The organism is Pectobacterium sp. A5351 (genome assembly GCF_028335745.1).
Taxonomy (GTDB): domain Bacteria; phylum Pseudomonadota; class Gammaproteobacteria; order Enterobacterales; family Enterobacteriaceae; genus Pectobacterium.
Map to the genome: position 1 here is coordinate 481,075 of NZ_CP116477.1, position 19,006 is coordinate 500,080.

Sequence of the window (19,006 nt, forward strand, 5' to 3'; positions counted from 1 at the left end):
TATCATGGTTCGCGCCCGGGTGAAATTTCGTCTACACCGCACGGCAATTGTGCTGATTTGTCTCGCCCTGCTGGTGGTATTAATGCAAGGTGCGTCCTATTTCAGTTTGAGCCACCAGATGGCGCGATCTGAACAGGTTGAAGATCTGGCGCGTACGCTCTCCAGACAGGTGGCTTACAGCCTTTCTCCGCTGATGGGCAGTGCGGATGATAATAGCCAAAAAATTAATACCATCCTCAAACAGCTTACCGATCACAGCCGTATTCTGGATGCTGGCGTGTATCAGCAGGACGGCTCGCTGGTGGCGCATGTTGGTGAACAGGTGCAACTGCGAGATCGACTGGCGTTGGACGGCAATCGGGTCGGCAGCTACTTTAACCATCAACTGGTGCAGCCGATTGAGGGGAAAGAAGGGCCGATTGGCTTCCTGCGTATCACCTTAGATACCCATGTGCTGGCGACCGAAGCCAGACAGGTGGACAACACCACCAATATTCTGCGTCTGATGATTTTGCTTTCTCTGGCTATCGGCATCATTCTGACCCGAACGCTGTTGCAGAATCGTCGTACCCGCTGGCAACAATCGCCTTACTTTCTTACGGCGAGTACCCCAGTGAAAGAAGAAGGGGACGACACAGGGAGTGACGCGCGGCCGAACGATAGCACGGCAGTGAAAAAGGACGCGGAAGAAAAAGTCTGACGGCCACCCGCCACCCTGTACAAATGTCGCGTTTGTTCGGAGGGCGATGTGGTTATTTCAATGCGAGCTGGAATCCTAACCAGTTTATGCCATCACCGATTGTGTCTGCACGTTAAATCAGGGAAAATGCTCGGCTACCGTTTATTTCCGCTTTGCCTGACGATCTGACATCGGTGTGTTGTTGACTTGATGCTGACGCCGGGTGGCTAACAAAAGAAACCTGAAAATCATGTCTCCAAGTGAATACGCCCGCGAAGTCTCCAAAAGAAGAACGTTCGCTATCATTTCTCACCCCGATGCCGGTAAAACCACGATTACCGAAAAGGTCCTGCTGTTCGGACAGGCGATCCAGACTGCCGGTACGGTAAAAGGGCGTGGTTCGAACCAGCATGCAAAATCCGACTGGATGGAGATGGAAAAGCAGCGTGGTATCTCCATCACCACGTCCGTGATGCAGTTTCCCTACCGTGATTGTCTGGTTAACCTGCTCGATACCCCAGGGCACGAAGACTTCTCCGAAGATACCTATCGTACGCTGACGGCGGTGGACTGCTGCCTGATGGTGATCGATGCCGCAAAAGGGGTCGAAGATCGTACGCGTAAGCTGATGGAAGTCACCCGTCTGCGCGACACCCCGATTCTGACGTTCATGAACAAACTCGATCGTGACATCCGCGATCCGATGGAAGTGCTGGATGAAGTCGAGAGCGAGCTTAAGATTGCCTGTGCGCCGATTACCTGGCCGATTGGCTGCGGCAAGTTGTTCAAAGGCGTATACCACCTTTATAAAGACGAAACCTATCTGTACCAGAGCGGTAAAGGCCATACGATTCAGGAAGTGCGTATCGTTAAAGGGCTTGATAACCCGGAGCTGGATACCGCTGTTGGCGAAGAGCTGGCTGCGCAACTGCGTGAAGAGCTGGAACTGGTGCAAGGGGCATCGCATGAATTCGAGCTGGACGCGTTTCTGGCTGGTGAACTGACGCCGGTCTTCTTTGGTACGGCGCTGGGTAACTTCGGCGTTGATCACATGCTGGATGGCCTGGTTGCCTGGGCACCTGCGCCGATGCCGCGTAAAACGGATACCCGTGAAGTCACGGCGGCGGAAGAGAAATTTACCGGTTTTGTATTCAAAATTCAGGCGAATATGGATCCGAAACACCGTGACCGCGTGGCGTTTATGCGCGTGGTGTCGGGGAAGTATGAAAAAAGCATGAAGCTGCGTCAGGTTCGTACCGGTAAAGACATGGTGATTTCAGACGCGTTGACCTTTATGGCGGGTGACCGTTCCCACATTGAGGAAGCCTATCCGGGCGATATTATCGGGTTGCACAACCACGGCACGATCCAGATTGGCGATACGTTTACGCAGGGTGAAGACATGAAATTCACCGGCATTCCTAACTTTGCGCCGGAATTGTTCCGTCGCATCCGCCTGCGCGATCCGCTCAAGCAGAAACAGCTGCTGAAAGGATTGGTACAGCTGTCTGAAGAAGGCGCGGTACAGGTCTTCCGTCCATTGACCAACAACGATCTTATCGTGGGGGCGGTCGGCGTACTACAGTTTGATGTGGTGGTTGCCCGTTTGAAAACGGAATATAACGTTGAGGCGATTTACGAGTCGGTAAACGTTTCTACCGCGCGTTGGGTTGAGTGCAGCGATGTGAAGAAATTCGAAGAATTTAAGCGTAAGAACGAGCTGCATCTGGCGCTGGATGGCGGTGATAACCTGGCTTATGTGGCACCGACGATGGTGAACCTGAACCTGACGCGGGAACGCTATCCAGAAGTGACGTTCCACCAAACGCGTGAGCATTAATGTTGTTCGATACACCACGGTTTCACGACAATAAACGTGGCTGTGGTGTTTACATCGTGACCACATTGTTAAAATAATCATCACCCGGTTATGTTTGGTTTTAGGCCAATAATGCCGGGTGTTTTTATTTTTAAATGTATTTAAAAACAATGTATTACCCTGGTTTTTTCCCTGCTGTTATTTCTCGCTTCACTGCAACAGACAAATCTGAATTGCTGCGCATATTCCCTTGCTCCCCTGTGATTTTCCATTCTGTGGGCTATAGTTAACAACGTGTTAACTGATTTAGCGTGTTCAACTGTTAACGTAATTTAAGTTGGTTCATTGTTTTTATTTTTTTCGTCTTTGCAACTCAATGCTCTGGTTTTTCATGCAAGAAGAGGGAATCATCGGAGCATGGGTAACGTCATTATCACCTTGATTTGCCGATGACTGTGCAGGCGTTAACGTGACCCAAATAGCTTATTTCGGGTTTATAGAAAAGCATAAGAAGGAAGACATCGATGAAAAAGACCACATTGACACAATCGCTGATCGTAGTTGCTCTGGGTTCTATTCTGGCTGGCGGTGCTATGGCTGAAGAAACGTTAGGGCAGAAAGTTGATCGTATCGCGGATACCGCTGGTGCAAAAATCGATAGCTCCGCTAATAAAGCATCTGACTACATGGGCGACAGCGCTATCACAGCAAAAGTGAAGAGCGCGTTGCTGGAAGATAAATCGATTACCAGCAACGACATTTCCGTCGAAACCTCCAAAGGCGTCGTCACACTAAGCGGCTTCGTCGGTAGTCAGGCTCTCAGTACCCGAGCGGTAGAAATTGCCACGCAGGTTGAGGGCGTCCAATCCGTCAGTGACAAACTGCAGGTGAAAGATAATCAATCACAATCGGTTGGCGCGTATGCCGATGATGCTGTGGTGACCAGCACGATTAAGGCCAAATTGCTGGCGGATGACATCGTTCCATCCCGCAAGGTGAAAGTCGAAACGCAGGACGGCGTTGTGCTATTGAGCGGTGCGGTTGACAACAAAGCGCAGTCCGATCGTGCAGAAAGTGTTGCCAAAGCCGTTGACGGCGTGAAAAGCGTCAAGAATGACCTGACCGTAAAATAACCCTCGTTATTTCAAACATAGCTATTATTAAAAGTAGCGGTTTCACACAAGGTTATCCGTGATAGCGGATAACCTTACCTAATCCGCATAATAAAACACCATCTGTGGATACGCAGTCAGGACGTAGTACCGCGTCAGGATGACCACCATGATTTTTCATTTTGTCTGGTAAGGAGAGCGTATGTTTCGTTGGGGCATTATATTTTTAGTTATCGCACTGATCGCGGCAGCACTGGGTTTCGGCGGATTGGCCGGCACAGCAGCTGGCGCGGCAAAAATCGTCTTTGTGGTCGGTATTATTCTGTTTGTGGTTAGCTTGTTCACGGGTCGGAAACGGCCATAGCACAGCGCATTCTTTATAGAATAAATGTCATACAGAGCACACAGCCGCGCCACGCGGCTGTCATATTCTACCGGCACACTGTTCACGTATTTGCTGCATTTCGACAGTTTATCAGGAGGTTTATGATGAATAGCGATATCGTTGTTGGCAAATGGAAACAGTGGAAAGGGAATTTTCTGGCGCTGTGGGCCGATTGGTTTGACAGCGACTGCGCCTGGCTGGAAGGGAGTAACGATTACTTGTCCGGCGTATTGCAAGAGGGTTACGGAAAGGCGCACGAAGAGGTATCCTCAGAGAAAACCACGCTACACTGAGGCGTTACCGCAACGACACGTCCTATTCTGCCATGAGGCTTTGGCAGGATAGTTCTTGGCCGTCGATTAGGTTGCCTCATCTTGGTGGACTTAATCTTGACGGAGAGAAGCGACGTGCCCGCTGAACGATACCGTTTTATCGATACCCACTGCCATTTCGATTTCCCCCTCTTTTACGATTCAGCACCGGAAAGCTTGCGTCTGGCGCAAGACGCTGGGGTTGAGCGCATCATCATTCCTGCCGTGGCTTCTCAGCATTTTGAGCGCGTATTGACGCTCACTCGCACTTACTCACCGCTCTACTCCGCACTGGGCCTGCACCCGCTTTATATCGCCGAACATCAGGAGAGCGACCTGCTCCGTCTGGAAGACGAACTGCGGCAACAGCCTGCCAGACTGGTCGCGGTCGGTGAGATTGGGTTGGATCTCTACATGCCGGAACCACAGTTCGAGCGACAGCTTACCTTCCTTGAAGCTCAGCTTCGGCTGGCGAAAAAATACGATCTCCCGACGATCCTGCATTCGCGGCGCAGCCATGACAGGCTGGCGCAATTGCTCCGTCGTATCGACGTGCCGCGTACCGGTGTGGTTCACGGTTTTGCGGGCAGTCTGGCGCAAGCGCAGGCCTTTATCCGACTGGGCTATTACATCGGCGTCGGGGGAACCATTACCTATGACAGGGCAAATAAAACGCGTCAGGCGATTGCGCAGCTGCCGTTAGATCGGTTGCTGCTGGAAACGGATGCACCCGATATGCCGATGAGCGGCTATCAGGGGCAGCCAAACCGACCCGAGCGCATTTCGTGTGCGTTTCACACGCTGTGTGAGCTGCGCGCAGAACCGCCAGAGGAGATTGCCGAGGCGCTCTGGCAGAATTCGTTCAGGCTGTTTGGACGGCTCATTCCGGCATAACGTCGCGACCGTTATGCTGCAACCATTCCCCGAAAGTGGAAGCCTGTTTGCTTCCGCTTTTCTCTATTTCTGTGTAACAACTGGCAAAACAGTCATTCTGATTTCATATACCAATCATGAAATTGTGACTAAGATCACCTTTTTGCGTTTTTGACTGTTCGATGTTGTATGTATTTGTGACATAAGTTAGCGACCTTCACGAGCCTGTCTTTATAATCAGCTCGCCAGGGCGTGCTTACCGTTCTGGCGATATGAATTTTATGCTCTCACTTTTTCACGCGTTATAGGGAACCACACATGCAACTCGTTATGAGTCTCATCGGCATGCTTGTCCTGATGTTATTCGCGGTTATGTTATCCACTAACCGTAAAGCGATCAGATTGCGCACCGTAGCCGGTGCTTTCATTATCCAGGTTGGTATCGGCGCGCTGGTGCTGTATGTACCAGTAGGACGCAAGATTCTGGAGGGCATGACGGGCGGTGTAGCAAACGTTATCGCCTACGGAAATCAAGGCGTTTCGTTCATTTTTGGCGGTCTGGTTTCCGACAAAATGTTTGAAGTTTTTGGCGGTGGTGGGTTTGTCTTTGCCTTCCGTGTATTGCCAATTATCGTCTTTTTCTCTTCTCTGGTTGCTGTGCTGTACTACATGGGCGTTATGCAGTGGATCATCCGTTTATTAGGCGGCGGATTGCAAAAGTTGCTGGGAACCTCTCGTACTGAATCCCTCTCGGCAACGGCCAATATCTTTGTCGGCCAAACGGAAGCGCCGCTGGTGGTACGCCCGTATATTGCCAACATGACGCGTTCAGAGTTATTTGCGGTGATGTGCGGTGGTCTGGCATCCATTGCTGGTTCAGTGATGGCGGGCTATGCCCAGATGGGTGTACCGCTGGAATACCTCATAGCGGCATCCTTCATGGCTGCCCCCGGTGGGTTGCTGTTTGCCAAACTGATGGTGCCGGAAACGGAAAAAACGCACGATCATGATGAAATGACCGGTTTTGTCGATGAAGACGATCGCCCAGCCAATGTCATTGATGCGGCAGCAAGCGGAGCCGCTTCCGGTATGCAACTGGCGCTGAATGTGGGGGCGATGCTGTTGGCTTTTGTTGCCTTAATCGCTCTGCTCAATGGCATTCTGGGGGGCATTGGTGGCTGGTTTGATTACCCACAGCTATCGATGGAACTGATTTTGGGTTGGATATTCTCCCCGGTTGCTTTCTTAATTGGTGTGCCTTGGCATGAGGCGACCGTTGCGGGTTCCTTCATTGGGCAAAAACTGATCGTCAATGAGTTTGTCGCCTACATGAACTTCAGTGAATATCTGAAAGCAGATGACGTGGTTGCCGCTGCGGGTATGCAGGTTCTGTCGGATCATACCAAAGCTGTGATTTCGTTCGCGCTGTGCGGCTTTGCTAACCTTTCGTCTATTGCTATCCTTATTGGAGGCTTGGGCAGTATGGCGCCGAGTCGGCGTCAGGATATTGCCCGCTTAGGTTTGAAGGCCGTTGCGGCAGGTACGCTCTCTAACCTGATGAGCGCCTGTATCGCAGGGTTCTTTTTGACTCTGTAATGTAGCTGGTGTTCTCGCTGTGGTGAGAAAATGGGCGACGAGAGTTGCCCATTTTTCGTTTAAGCACTCTGTGGCTAAGCGCTTAAGCGTGGTCTATGCGATGTTTACCGAATGCGGGTGCGATATACTTGCCTGAGTGGAGTGACATGCTTTCTGCTTTTATTGATGATGTTGAATGGATTACTTTTCCACGGGCAACGGACGGTGCCACCTACCCAGGTATTACTGCTCGCTGCCATTTCCATGTGTCTGCCTATGACGACGCGCTGTTTGCGGCGTTGAATATTCCTTTTCCTGATGCGCTCGCACGCGCTGTGCCGAAACGGCGCGCCGAGTTTCTGGCCGGGCGTTATCTTGCCAGACACGTATTGAATAAACTGGGTCACCCCGAGTTTGTGCTGTGCAGTGGGGAAGATCGTTCACCGCAGTGGCCGGATAATATTGCCGGTTCGCTGAGCCATAACAAAGATAGCGTACTCTGTGCTGCCCATTTGCGTAGCGATACACTATCGTGCGTGGGTGTTGATATCGAAGGATTCATGTCCGATGAACGTGCGCAATCGCTGTGGCCCGGCATCATCGGTGATGAGGAATACCAGTGGTTTCAGGAACGTGATGAATCGTTCTGCTGCTTGCTCACGGTAAGCTTCTCGGCGAAAGAGAGTCTGTTCAAGGCGCTTTATCCGCAGGTGCGGCACTACTTTGATTTTCTGGATGCCAGACTGGTGGCGCTGGATATCACCAAACGCGAGTTTGAACTGGAACTGCTGACCGATCTGACGCCGACGTTTTATGCCGGACGCCGCTTTAAAGGCGCGTATCTGCTGAGAGAGTACGACGTCACCACGTTTATCTGCTGCTAAAAAAGCCCGCGAATAGCGGGCTGAGGTTGCTGATCAGAACTTATCGGCTTAGAACTTATAGCTCACGCCGCCGTACACCGTACGTCCAGACAGGAAGTAGTCGTTGTCGGTGGCAACGTAGTCCCGTTTTTCGTTGGTCAGGTTAGTGACACCCAGTTTTAGATCTACGTTTTTAACCGGTGTATAAGTGGCACCGATATCCACGGTATTGAAACCGCGAGTCTTGGTGGACTCTTTGTCAAGCAGATATTGGTTCCCCGTATATTGGTAAGCAATATAGGTTGATACATTCTCCAGTGCTTGCCAGTTCAACTGCGTGTTAACTGTATTTTTTGGGTTTTTTTTCAGGCGCTTCTTGGTGGTGCGGTCTTCGGCATCGACGATAGTCCAGTTAGTGGTCCAGTTTAGGTCATCTGTGAGATCGACCCAAAATGAGGTTTCAATTCCCTGAACCCGCGCTTTATCCACGTTGTAATAAGGAAGATTGGCTACCCTAGTTCTGTCTTTATCCCAAGCCTCAGATTGGATCATATTCTTGATATCATTATTAAACAGGGTGATACCTGTACCGAAATGTTCTGCCTCATAGGCAGTACCCAGTTCATAGCTGATGGAGGTTTCTGCTTTGAGATCCGGATTACCGACGAGATAGCAGAATCCACGGCATGATGACTTCATATAGCCGGGGGTAAATTGAGCGAGGGTTGGTGCTTTAAATGCCTTATTGACACCGCCTTTGATCACCCAGTTGTCGGTTAAACTATACGTGGCGTAGGCGCGTGGGCTGAATTCGGTGCCGTAGACCTCATGATGGTCAACACGACCACCAAAGGTGAGGGCTAAATCCGCAATCTTGAACTCATCTTGTAGGAAAAGAGCACTCTGATTGACGTCTACTTTTCCGCCTTTCAGATTCATGCTGTGTTCCAGTGATGTGATGCGGTATTCGCCGCCGCCGGTCAGCAGGTGGTCACCTAGGTAACCAGAAATTTGCCCGTCAACCGTCTGATTACTCTGAGTAATATCGGCTATACCTTTATTAAGCTCAGAATTATCCATTAAATCGATGTTTTCGTAGTAGTAGCGCAGCCGCGTATCGACATTGTCCCAGCTACCGTTATGCGTGAGCCCCAGGCCGAGGCGATCAATTTTTTGTGTGTTATGAACAGTGGCACCAGAGTTATTCCAGTCGACGAAACGGTCATCTTTGGTATAAGTCGCATCAAAATCCAGGCTCTGCTGAGAATCGATCAACCACGTCAGGTTACCCAGCACGCTGTAGTTATCACGTTTTTCCAGCGCATCTGAGTTGCGATTCTTGGATTGTTCGGTACGCCACGCATCGCGCTTGCCACCGTCCACAATCAAACTACCCAGCAACGTATTTTCTATTAATGGCCCGCTGACGTAGCCATTCAGGCGATTATGATCGCCGCCGGAGCCTTCTGTCGGTGCCTGAAAGTTATAGCCGATCTCACCAGCAACGTTCTCCCCCGGCTGGCGAAGAATCACGTTGACTACACCGCCCAGCGCATCGGCACCGTACAGAGAAGACATCGGGCCACGAATCACTTCGATACGTTCAATCGCCGACATAGGAATGGAACTCAGATCGAAATCATTCCCCATATCGGTTGCGAGAGATTCTTGGGAGTTAATACGACGACCATTCACCAGAAGCAGTGTGTAGTCCGCCCGCATACCACGGATTTTAATTTCGTTACGGCCATAGGTAGTCGACGGGTTGATGTTAATCCCCGGCAGCTTTTTCACCGCATCGGAAACGTTATTCACCGACATCTTTTCCAACTCGGCGCGGGTGATGACAGAGACGCTGGCGGGGGCGCTTAGCGTGGTGTGTTTCGTCTGCGTTGCCGTCACGACGATTTTTTCATCTGTCGCGTTTTCCGCCTGTGCCAGTGCAGGCAGTGCCAGTAACCCGGTCACCAGCAGGGCGCGATACACCTTGCTGTGTGGGAAATGATGATGTGAAAAACGATTTTCCGATTTTAGCTGCATGTCAAAGACCCCATCAAAGAGTGGAAAAAACATCCCCATAAATAAATAGCGTGCTGTGTGCGTGTATTACCGACCCACTCATTGAGTAAATCGATCGATTTATTGCCCTGTAGCCTGTGCCGTTTGGCGTGCGGCCATCTTTCGGCTGCGTTCAACCAACTGCGGAATCAGGCGTAGGGTTAGCAGCATGGCGGCCAGCGCAAATACGGCGCTGGCGACGGCGAGCTGTGAGAACCCATCAATTTTTCCCTCAACCGAGGTGCTCAGATAAGCAGCAGAAGCGACGCTGGCAAGCCCCGACGCCACGTTGGCCGCAGTTCCCTGATAGGACATAAACGCGGCGCGCTGATGCGGCAGCGGAATGCCGGCGGTAATTGCCAGCGTGCTGCTGGAGCGGGCTGCGCTGAGCGCCATGAACAGGGTGAACACCAGATACAGGGAAAGCGAAAAAGGCAAAACGAAACCACAGAGGATCACAACGGCCAGCAGCAGCGTTGTCACCACGATCGTCCGGCTGGCATACCCTCGATCCAGCAAGTTGCCGCACAGCTGCATGGTTACCATGCTGGCCAGCCCGCCGCAGAGATAAAGCAGGGAAATATCATCCCGTGGGAACGCCAGATTGAACTGAAAGTAGTTGGAAAAATGGGGAATCAGCAGGAAATGGCCGAACATTTGTAGCGAAACCACCGTCAGTCCCAACAGGAAAAGCGGGGAGGCCAGCAGATCGTGTAATACGGAAGTGGGTACTGTGTTGGGAGATGCGCTTGGTTGAGATCGGTGCGTCAGCGGCATGGAAGGAAAGAGCCACAGCACTAACAGCGCCAGCAGCAGGCCGCCGAGGCCGAAAATATAAAACGGTGCTTGCCAGTTAATACGGTGAGCCAGTTCCAGCGACAGCGGCATGATGATAATGGCCGCGAGTGAAAAACTCATACCGACGTAGGCCAGCTGCTTTCCGCGCTCGTTGGCCGGCACAATATCGACAACTGCCGCCATCAACACGCCAGAGGCCGGCCCGGCCACACAGCCTGCCAGAATAAACAGCACTAAAAGATGGGTTTGGCTGCTGGCAAACATGCAGGCCGCCGTCAGGCTGAAGCGCAGCGTCAGCAGAATAATCAGAGCATGTTTACGGTTAAATCTGTCCAGATAAGGGGCGGCGAGGAAGCCGACAATGGCGGAGGCAAACGTTGCGCCACCGCTAATGTAGCCGATGTTCTTGGCATCCATAGACAGGGCGCTGATGAAATCGGGACCTAACGGCATCACCATCATCAGGCTGCCGAGGGAAAGCATGTTGATGAGCAGCGCCAGATGCACAACGGGTCGGGTGTGCTGGCGGTACATGCTTTCATCCATGACGGGCTCACATTTAGACACAGTTAGTAAAATATTCGCGCAGTCTAGCGCAGCTTAATTTTCCTGACAATGAATGATAAGTATTTTCATTATCATCTGTGATGTGGGTTTTATAATCAATACATTCCTATTGCTAACCATTAACCGTTATGAAAGATGACCAAAAAAATTGATTAACATCAATATAACCCCTATTTAGTGGGCGTGAATAAGCATTCTGTGGAAGGATTGACCGAACACGTTACTTCAGTGTAATTTAACTTCGCTTGATATAAATGATAATGATTTTAATAATCATTGGTATTTAATTTGCGAGCGCAGGAGCTGCCTTGTGGATACACTGATTACAGAAGCTGAAACATTTAGCGGGCTAACTTATTCGGAAAAGACTGCTTTTTTATATGCATCGGAACACCGTAGCCTTTCGACTTCCGGCTTATTTGAACGTATTTCGTCCCCTGTTTGCGTTCCAGACTCGCACAATGATGGGCTGAGTTCTGCAATCGCGCAGGCGTTCCAGCGGGCGCGTCAGGCAGGGCAGTCGCTGCCTATTGTGGTGGGGGCGATTCCTTTTGATACCACACAACCCTCTAGTCTCTATATCCCTGATAATTATACCGTTACGACGAAATCTGAACTCGTCAGTCGTGCTCGTAAGCAGACGGCAGCAGCACCTGCCGCACTCACGCTGAACAGCGTTCCAGACGAATATCAGTTCAAGTCTATCGTGGCGGAGGCCGTTGAACGTTTCCGCCGCGGTGAACTGAGCAAAGCAGTACTGTCACGCATTCTGGACATTGAGCTGACGGGCCCGGTTAAGGCGCAAACGATCCTCAACAACCTGATGGTGCAGAACGCGGGGGGTTATCACTTCTCGCTGCCGCTGCCTGATGGTTCCATCTTACTGGGCGCCAGCCCGGAACTGCTGCTGCGTAAGCAGGGCAATGTCATTGTCTCCAACCCGCTGGCGGGATCGGCACGACGGATGAACGATGAACATCTGGATTACCTGAATAGCCAGCGCTTGCTGAATTCCAGCAAAGATAAGCACGAGCACAAGCTGGTGGTGGATGACATTCGTCAACGTCTGATGCCGCTTTGCTCGTCATTAACGGTGCCATCGGCGCCTGCGCTGATGCACACCGCCTCCATGTGGCACCTGTCTACCGCCATTAGCGGTGAACTGGTTAACCCAGAGATGACGGCGCTTCAGGTGGCCTGCCAACTGCATCCGACTCCTGCGCTGTGCGGCTTCCCCACGCAGGACGCGCGCCAGCTGATCGCCGAACTGGAACCGCACGATCGCGGCATATTCAGCGGCATTGTCGGCTGGTGTGATGCCAACGGTGATGGCGAATGGGCGATAGCGATTCGCTGCGGCACCATCAAAAACAATAACGTTCGCCTGTTTGCCGGTGCGGGCATTGTTGAGGCGTCAGTCCCCGAGGAGGAATGGGCTGAAACCGCCGCCAAATTAAACACGATGCTGAATGCGTTTGGGCTTAACTCTGGTGTGGATGGACTATGAGCATTGAATTTACGCCCTGGCCAGAGGAACTGGCGCAGCGTTACCGCGAAAAGGGGTACTGGGTCGGTCTGCCGTTGACGGATGCCTGGGAACGCCATCTGACGACGCAACCTGACGCCGTTGCGGTGGTGTGCGGCGAGCGCCAGTGGAGCTATCGGGAGTTGGATCGGCAGGCTTCCGCGCTGGCATCGCGTCTGACGGAAAGCGGCCTGCGTTGTGGTGACACGGCATTGGTGCAGTTGCCGAACGTGGCTGAATTTTACCTGACCTTTTTCGCGTTGCTGAAAATGGGCGTCGCGCCAGTTAACGCGCTGTTCAGTCACAACAAGCTGGAATTGCTGTCATACGCCACGCAGATCGAACCGCGCTTACTGATCGCCTCGGCCGAACACCCGCTGTTTGGCAACGGCGAGTTTCTGGATCGGCTACAGACGCAGGTTCCCCGCCTGCAAACGGTGGTGATGCTCGGCGACAGTCCGCTGGGGCACAGTCTGTCAGACTGGTTGCAACCGCGCACTTCAGCCAGCCAGTATCAGCCTTCCGCGTCGGGGCAGGTTGCCTTCTTCCAGCTTTCTGGCGGCAGTACTGGTACGCCGAAGCTGATTCCCCGCACCCACGATGATTACTACTACAGCGTGCGCCGCAGCGTGGAAATCTGTGAGCTGACGCCACAAACCCGCTACCTGTGCGCCTTGCCCGCACCGCATAACTTCCCGTTAAGTTCACCCGGTTCGCTCGGCGTGTTTTATGCCGGTGGACGCGTCGTGCTGGCGCCGGATCCGGGGGCGATGACCTGTTTCCCGCTGATCGAACGCCACCAGATCGATATTACCTCGCTGGTGCCGCCCGCTGCCGCATTGTGGATCCAGGCGGCCGAGCAGTTTGGTGGCGCGCTGCATAGCCTGAAGATCTTGCAGGTAGGCGGGGCGAAGCTGAGTGAAACCGTCGCACGTCGTATTCCGGCGGTGCTGGGCTGCAAGCTACAGCAGGTGCTTGGCATGGCGGAGGGGCTGGTGAACTACACCCGACTGGACGACAGCGATGAGCATATCTTCACGACACAGGGCTGCCCGATGAGCCCGGACGATGAAGTGAAGGTGCTGGACATTGACGGCAATCCGGTGCCGCGAGGCGAAGCCGGGCTGCTGGCGACGCGTGGCCCGTATACCTTCCGTGGCTATTACCGCAGCCCGGAGCATAACGCTCGCGCCTTCGACAGTGAAGGGTTTTACCACTCGGGCGATGTGGTGCAGATGACCGAGGACGGCTATTTGCGCGTGGTCGGACGGGAAAAAGATCAGATTAACCGCGGCGGTGAAAAGATTGCTGCCGAAGAGATCGAAAATCTGTTGCTCAAGCATGATGGCATTCTTCATGCCGCACTGGTGTCCATGCCCGATCCGGTCATGGGCGAGAAGAGCTGCGCTTTTCTGGTGGTCAGCGATCCCGCGCTGAAAGCCATTACGTTAAGAAAATATCTTCGCAATCAGGGTATTGCTGAATTCAAACTGCCGGACCGCTTCGAGATGATCGACACCTTGCCCGTTACGCCGGTCGGCAAGATTGATAAGAAATCACTCCGTCAGCGCATTCAGACTCAACTTAGCACTCAAAACCGAACGTAGTACTCAAAACAAATAAGGATTTTGTGATGGCAATCCCTTCTATTGCTTCTTATCCCCTGCCGCGCGCACAGGATTTCCCAGACAACAAGGTTTCCTGGGCGTTTGAACCTGAGCGTGCGGTGCTGCTGATTCACGACATGCAGGACTATTTCGTGAATTTCTATGGTGCGGACAGCCCGCTGGCGCAGCAGTTGATTGAGAACATTGTGGCGTTGCGAACCTACTGCAAAGCGCAGGGGATTCCGGTGGTGTATACCGCGCAGCCGAATGCACAAAGCGCGGCCGACCGGGCGCTGCTGAACGACATGTGGGGCGCAGGGCTGAATAATCACCCTGAAAAGCAGCGCGTCGTGAGTGCGCTGGCACCGGATGAGCATGACACGGTGCTGGTGAAGTGGCGCTACAGCGCTTTTCACCGTTCGCCGCTGGAACCGATGATGAAAGAGATGGGTAAAGATCAGCTGATTATCTGCGGCGTTTATGGGCATATCGGCTGCATGATTACCGCGACGGATGCTTTCATGCGCGACATCAAGCCATTCATGGTCGGCGATGCGGTGGCGGATTTCTCACTTCAGGAACACCAGATGGCGCTGAAATATGTGGCGACGCGCGCCGGGCGGGTGGTTAGCACGGCAGAACTTACAGGAGCAAAAATGGCACAGGCACTGACAAAACAAGGACTGAGAGCGCACCTGCTGACCTTGATCGACGAAGATGAAGATCAGTTCGATGAAGATGAAAATCTGATCGACTACGGCCTGGATTCGGTGCGCATGATGGCGCTGCTGACCGAATGGCGCAATCAGGGGGTTACGCTGAGCTTTGTCGACTTGGCGCGTAACCCCAGCCTGAATGCCTGGTGGGCGCTGATCGAAAAACAGCAGGGAGCCGCATCATGAAGCCGTTGAGCGTTGCGCAGCGCGGGCTGTGGTTAGGTCATGCCCTGAACGATGATAAAGCGACGTTCAACACGGCGGAGTGCATCGCGTTTGATGGCAAAGTCGACATTGAAGCCATGCTGAGCGCGATCCGTCAGGCGGTCATGGAGTGCGAGTGCCTGTACTGCCAGTTTGTTGAGGTTGCGGGTGAACAGGCCGAGCAGCCGGAGATCGGCTTTGTCGCTTCACAACTGCCAGTGCCCATCGGCGTGCGGCCGATTAGTGAACTGTTGCCTGCACCGATGAAGGATGAAGAGCAGACGATACGCCAGTGGGCGCGTGAAGAGATCGCCCAGCCGCTGGATTTACTGAACGAGTTACCTTGCCGTTTTGCGCTGCTGTGCGGTGAAAAGCGCGATTTTCTCTACAGTTGTGTTCACCACATTGCGCTGGATGGTTTTGGGACGACGATGCTGTTTCAGCGTATCGCCCAGATCTACACCGCGCTGATGGCGGGGCAACCTGTGGCGGTGGCTGAGTTCGGTCCATTCAGCGAGGTGTTGGAAGAGGAACAGCAGCGTGATGCCAGCGGACAGACGGTGCAAGCGCGTGGTTTCTGGCTGGAAACGCTGAACGCGATGCCGGAACCGGCCAGCTTCAGTGAGAAGAAAGCCCCGATCGCGGCGCGCTTTTTGCGTCAGAGCAGCGTGTTGCCAGCGGATATCTGGCAGCCGCTGACGGCGCTGTGTGAAGGCAACAAGATCAGCTGGCCGGATCTGTTTCTGGCGATGCTGGCGACGCACCTCAAACTGGTGTCCGGCAGCGACCGACTGACGTTCGGCATGATGGTGATGAACCGTATCGGCTCCGCCTCGCTGACGGTGCCGAGCATGCAGATGAATATTGTGCCGCTGTGCATTCAGGTAGATGAACAGGCGGACTTTGTCACACTGGCGCAGCAGGTTGCCCGTACCAAACGCACGCTGCGGCGGCATCAGCATTATCGCTATGAGCACTTACGGCGCGATCTGAACCGCGTCGGCGGCGAACAGCGCCTCTTCGGTCCGCTGATCAATATCATGCCGTTCGATCATCCGCTCAATTACGGATCGCTGTCGTCCAGCACCCTGAATCTCAGTGCCGGGCCAGTAGAGGATCTGACGATCGAGATCCATTTCAAACCCGATGGCACACCGGTATTGGATTTTGATGCCAACCCAGCCTGTTACAGCGCGGAAGCGCTTGCCAGCCTGCAAGAAACGCTGTTCACGCTGCTTCAACGCTGGCTGGCGCAGCCGCAGCAGACCAGCGGCGAGCTGCTGGGGCGCTGGCTGCGTGAAGAGCGTGAGCTGGCGTTGATCACCAGTCGCGAGCCTGAGCCGTTCGTTGAACCCGTTCTGACGGCGATTGCCAAGCAGGCGTGTAAAAACCCGAATCATCCGGCGCTGACGCAGCGCGATCGGCAGTACAGCTATCAGCAACTGCTGGATCTGAGCGGTCAGGCGGCTGCGGCGCTGCATGAGCGAGGCGTGCAACCCGGTGAGCGCATCGGTGTCATGCTGAACCGCAGCCCTGAAACCATCATTTGCCTGCTGGCCTTGATGCAGTGCGGCGCGGTGTATGTGCCGCTCGATCCTGAACAGCCACACGAACGTCAACAACACATCATCCAGATTGCCAGTCTGCGTACGATTGTGACGCAGGCGGACTACCAGCATCGGCTGGCGTCGGTCTTTTCCGGTGAGATCGTTCTGGCGGGGCATCTTCTGTCATCCAACGCACAGGCCGCCGCTCTGCCGCCTGCGGAAGCGAGAGACGGGCAGATTGCCTATGTCATGTTCACCTCAGGATCGACCGGATTGCCGAAGGGGGTAGAGATCGGTGCCAGCGCACTGGATCACTTCATCGCAGCGGCACGCCAGCGCTATGGCCTGCGCGCGGCGGATCGCGTGTTGCAATTTGCCCCGTTTAACTTTGATGCCAGCATTGAAGAGATCTTTGCCACGCTGACCAGCGGTGCGACGCTGGTGCTGCGCACCGATGAGATGCTGGAGTCGATTCCGACCTTTGTCGAACAGGTCGCAGAGCAGGCGATTACGCTGCTCGACTTGCCGACGGCATTCTGGAATGAATGGGTTGTTGCGCTGAAAACCGGCACGCTGACCCTGCCTTCCGCACTGCGCGCCATCATCATCGGCGGTGAAGCGGTGTACCCCGAACAACTGGCGCAGTGGCAACGTCATGCGCCGGATACGCTGCGCTTAATTAACACCTATGGCCCGACTGAAACCACAGTGGTGGCGACCAGTTGCGATCTGCAAACACAGTCGGCCGATGTGGCACAGCTTCCTATCGGTCTGCCGCTGGCTGGTGTCAACGCGCTGATTCTGGCGGTGGGCGATCGCCCTGCGGCGGAAGGTGAACTGGTGCTGTTGGGGCCAACGCTGGCGGCGGGTTACATCGGTACAGAACACACGGCATTTACGCAAATAGCGGTGGGCGATCGGGAGGTTCCCGCTTACCGCACTGGCGACAGAGTCCGGTTGGAAAAAGGGCAGTTGCTCTACCTCGGGCGCATGGACAACGAATTTAAAATCAGCGGCTACCGGATCCAGCCGGGGGAAGTTGAAGCCCATTTGTTGGCACAGCCGGACGTCGATGAAGCCTGCGTCCAGGGCATTGTTTACCCCAACGGCGTGCGGCGTCTGGTGGCGTTTGTCGCCAATAAAGCAGGCGAGATCGACGCTCGTACGCTGAAACAGCGTCTGGGCAGCGTGCTGCCGCCAGCGATGATCCCCACCGATTACCGTGTCTTCCGCCAGTTGCCGAAAACGGGATCTAACAAGGTCGATCGTAAGCGTCTGCTGGCGGAATACCACGACGAGGCACCGGCGCAGGCGTTAGCCAGCGAAACCGAAAACCGGGTCAGCGCAATCTGGCAGCAGATCCTCGGCGTATCGGGGATCCAATCGCGGGATAACTTCTTCGAGCTGGGCGGACAGTCATTGCAGACCATCCAGATCGTCAACCGTCTGGCCGCCGAGTTTTCCGTAAGCATCAAGGTGTCTGATGTGTTCGATCATCCTCAGCTCAGCGACTTCTGCCGCTATCTGGACGACAGGCTGTCACAGGACGAAAACAGCGTGGAAATGGTGTGGTAGGGAAAATGATGAACAAGGCACAACCTCTTCAGTTTGATTTCAGCGGCAAGACCGTCTGGGTCACCGGTGCGGCGAGCGGCATTGGCGAAAGCATTGCCCGCCAGTTCGTTGCGTTGGGCGCGAACGTGATCGGTTTCGACCGCGCATTCCGACATGATGATCATCCGTTTCGCTGTGTGACGCTTGATATCAGCGAGCCGGACAGTGTGGCGACGGCCTGTCGCCAGCAGTTGGCAGAAACGGGGCTCGACGTGCTGGTCAACGCCGCCGGGATTCTTCGCCTGGGCGACATCGACGCGCTGAGCGTGGACGACTGGCACCAGTGCATCAACGTCAACGCCTCTGGCGCGTTTTACCTGTTAAACGCACTGGTTCCGCATTTCAAGCAGCAGCGCCGCGGCGCGATCGTCTGCGTTGGCTCCAATGCCGCGCATGTCCCCCGTCTACAGATGGCGGCGTACTGCGCCTCGAAAGCGGCACTCACCAGCCTGTCTCACTGTGCCGGTCTGGAGCTGGCGCCTTACGGCGTACGTTGCAATCTGGTGTCGCCGGGTTCGACGGACACGCCGATGCAGCGCGGCATGTGGCACAGCGCCGATGCTGAGCAGCGCACTATCGCGGGCTTTCCTGACCAGTACAAACTGGGCATTCCGCTGGGCAAGATCGCTCAGCCGGACGAGATCGCCAATACCGTAGTTTTTCTGGCTTCCGATCTGGCCAGCCACATCACCATGCAGGACGTGGTGGTGGACGGCGGGGCAACGCTGACGGCCTGATTTGCTGAGAGAGTGA

General features: G+C 54.0%; 15 protein-coding genes. 13 read left to right on the forward strand and 2 right to left on the reverse strand.

Annotation, left to right across the window (positions count from 1 at the left end):
- Positions 1-4 precede the first annotated feature (4 nt).
- The 8 genes from O1Q74_RS02270 (at position 5) to O1Q74_RS02305 (ending at position 7,638) form a co-directional block, all read left to right on the forward strand.
- The gene (locus O1Q74_RS02270) at positions 5-700 is read left to right on the forward strand and encodes a YtjB family periplasmic protein (protein WP_271875913.1); all 696 of its coding nucleotides are present in this window, start codon (positions 5-7) and stop codon (positions 698-700) included.
- A gap of 229 nt (positions 701-929) precedes the next feature.
- On the forward strand, positions 930-2,519 hold the full coding sequence (gene prfC / locus O1Q74_RS02275; protein ID WP_271875914.1) for a peptide chain release factor 3: 1,590 nt from the start codon (positions 930-932) through the stop codon (positions 2,517-2,519).
- A 503-nt stretch (positions 2,520-3,022) separates the two neighbouring features.
- Complete coding sequence (osmY, locus tag O1Q74_RS02280; protein ID WP_271875915.1) at positions 3,023-3,631, forward strand: molecular chaperone OsmY; 609 nt, start codon at positions 3,023-3,025, stop codon at positions 3,629-3,631.
- Positions 3,632-3,812: 181 nt separating this feature from the next.
- Positions 3,813-3,974: a DUF1328 domain-containing protein gene (locus O1Q74_RS02285; protein WP_271875916.1), complete on the forward strand. Its 162-nt coding sequence runs from the start codon at positions 3,813-3,815 to the stop codon at positions 3,972-3,974.
- Between the two features lie 125 nt (positions 3,975-4,099).
- Complete coding sequence (locus tag O1Q74_RS02290; RefSeq protein WP_010284712.1) at positions 4,100-4,288, forward strand: CsbD family protein; 189 nt, start codon at positions 4,100-4,102, stop codon at positions 4,286-4,288.
- Positions 4,289-4,402: 114 nt separating this feature from the next.
- Positions 4,403-5,200, forward strand: a complete 798-nt coding sequence (locus O1Q74_RS02295) for a TatD family hydrolase (protein WP_271875917.1) — start codon at positions 4,403-4,405, stop codon at positions 5,198-5,200.
- A 297-nt stretch (positions 5,201-5,497) separates the two neighbouring features.
- Positions 5,498-6,775 (forward strand): NupC/NupG family nucleoside CNT transporter, encoded by a 1,278-nt coding sequence (locus O1Q74_RS02300; protein WP_271875918.1) that lies wholly within the window; start codon positions 5,498-5,500, stop codon positions 6,773-6,775.
- Between the two features lie 146 nt (positions 6,776-6,921).
- Positions 6,922-7,638 (forward strand): 4'-phosphopantetheinyl transferase family protein, encoded by a 717-nt coding sequence (locus O1Q74_RS02305; protein WP_271875919.1) that lies wholly within the window; start codon positions 6,922-6,924, stop codon positions 7,636-7,638.
- A gap of 48 nt (positions 7,639-7,686) precedes the next feature.
- Here O1Q74_RS02305 and O1Q74_RS02310 read toward each other — a convergent pair whose 3' ends face one another.
- Together O1Q74_RS02310 and O1Q74_RS02315 are read right to left on the reverse strand one after the other, a co-directional pair.
- Positions 7,687-9,657, reverse strand: a complete 1,971-nt coding sequence (locus O1Q74_RS02310) for a TonB-dependent receptor domain-containing protein (RefSeq protein ID WP_271875920.1) — start codon at positions 9,655-9,657, stop codon at positions 7,687-7,689.
- A gap of 99 nt (positions 9,658-9,756) precedes the next feature.
- On the reverse strand, positions 9,757-11,019 hold the full coding sequence (locus tag O1Q74_RS02315; protein WP_271875921.1) for an MFS transporter: 1,263 nt from the start codon (positions 11,017-11,019) through the stop codon (positions 9,757-9,759).
- Positions 11,020-11,350: 331 nt separating this feature from the next.
- Between O1Q74_RS02315 and O1Q74_RS02320 the strand changes: the two genes are divergently transcribed.
- Genes O1Q74_RS02320 through dhbA form a run of 5 tightly spaced genes read left to right on the forward strand, consistent with a single transcriptional unit; the run spans position 11,351 to position 18,990 of the window.
- Positions 11,351-12,547, forward strand: coding sequence for an isochorismate synthase (locus O1Q74_RS02320; RefSeq protein WP_271875922.1), 1,197 nt, complete (start codon positions 11,351-11,353; stop codon positions 12,545-12,547).
- A complete protein-coding gene (locus O1Q74_RS02325; protein WP_271875923.1) occupies positions 12,544-14,172 on the forward strand; it encodes a (2,3-dihydroxybenzoyl)adenylate synthase in 1,629 nt (542 codons plus the stop codon). The genes O1Q74_RS02320 and O1Q74_RS02325 overlap by 4 nt, the downstream gene beginning before the upstream one ends.
- A 26-nt stretch (positions 14,173-14,198) precedes the next feature.
- Positions 14,199-15,074 (forward strand): isochorismatase, encoded by an 876-nt coding sequence (locus tag O1Q74_RS02330; RefSeq protein ID WP_271875924.1) that lies wholly within the window; start codon positions 14,199-14,201, stop codon positions 15,072-15,074.
- Positions 15,071-18,214: an amino acid adenylation domain-containing protein gene (locus O1Q74_RS02335; protein ID WP_271875925.1), complete on the forward strand. Its 3,144-nt coding sequence runs from the start codon at positions 15,071-15,073 to the stop codon at positions 18,212-18,214. Before O1Q74_RS02330 ends, O1Q74_RS02335 begins: the two co-directional genes overlap by 4 nt.
- A 5-nt stretch (positions 18,215-18,219) precedes the next feature.
- Positions 18,220-18,990 carry a 2,3-dihydro-2,3-dihydroxybenzoate dehydrogenase gene (dhbA, locus tag O1Q74_RS02340; protein ID WP_271875926.1) on the forward strand — a complete coding sequence of 257 codons (771 nt, stop codon included), beginning with the start codon at positions 18,220-18,222 and terminating at the stop codon, positions 18,988-18,990.
- Positions 18,991-19,006 lie beyond the last annotated feature (16 nt).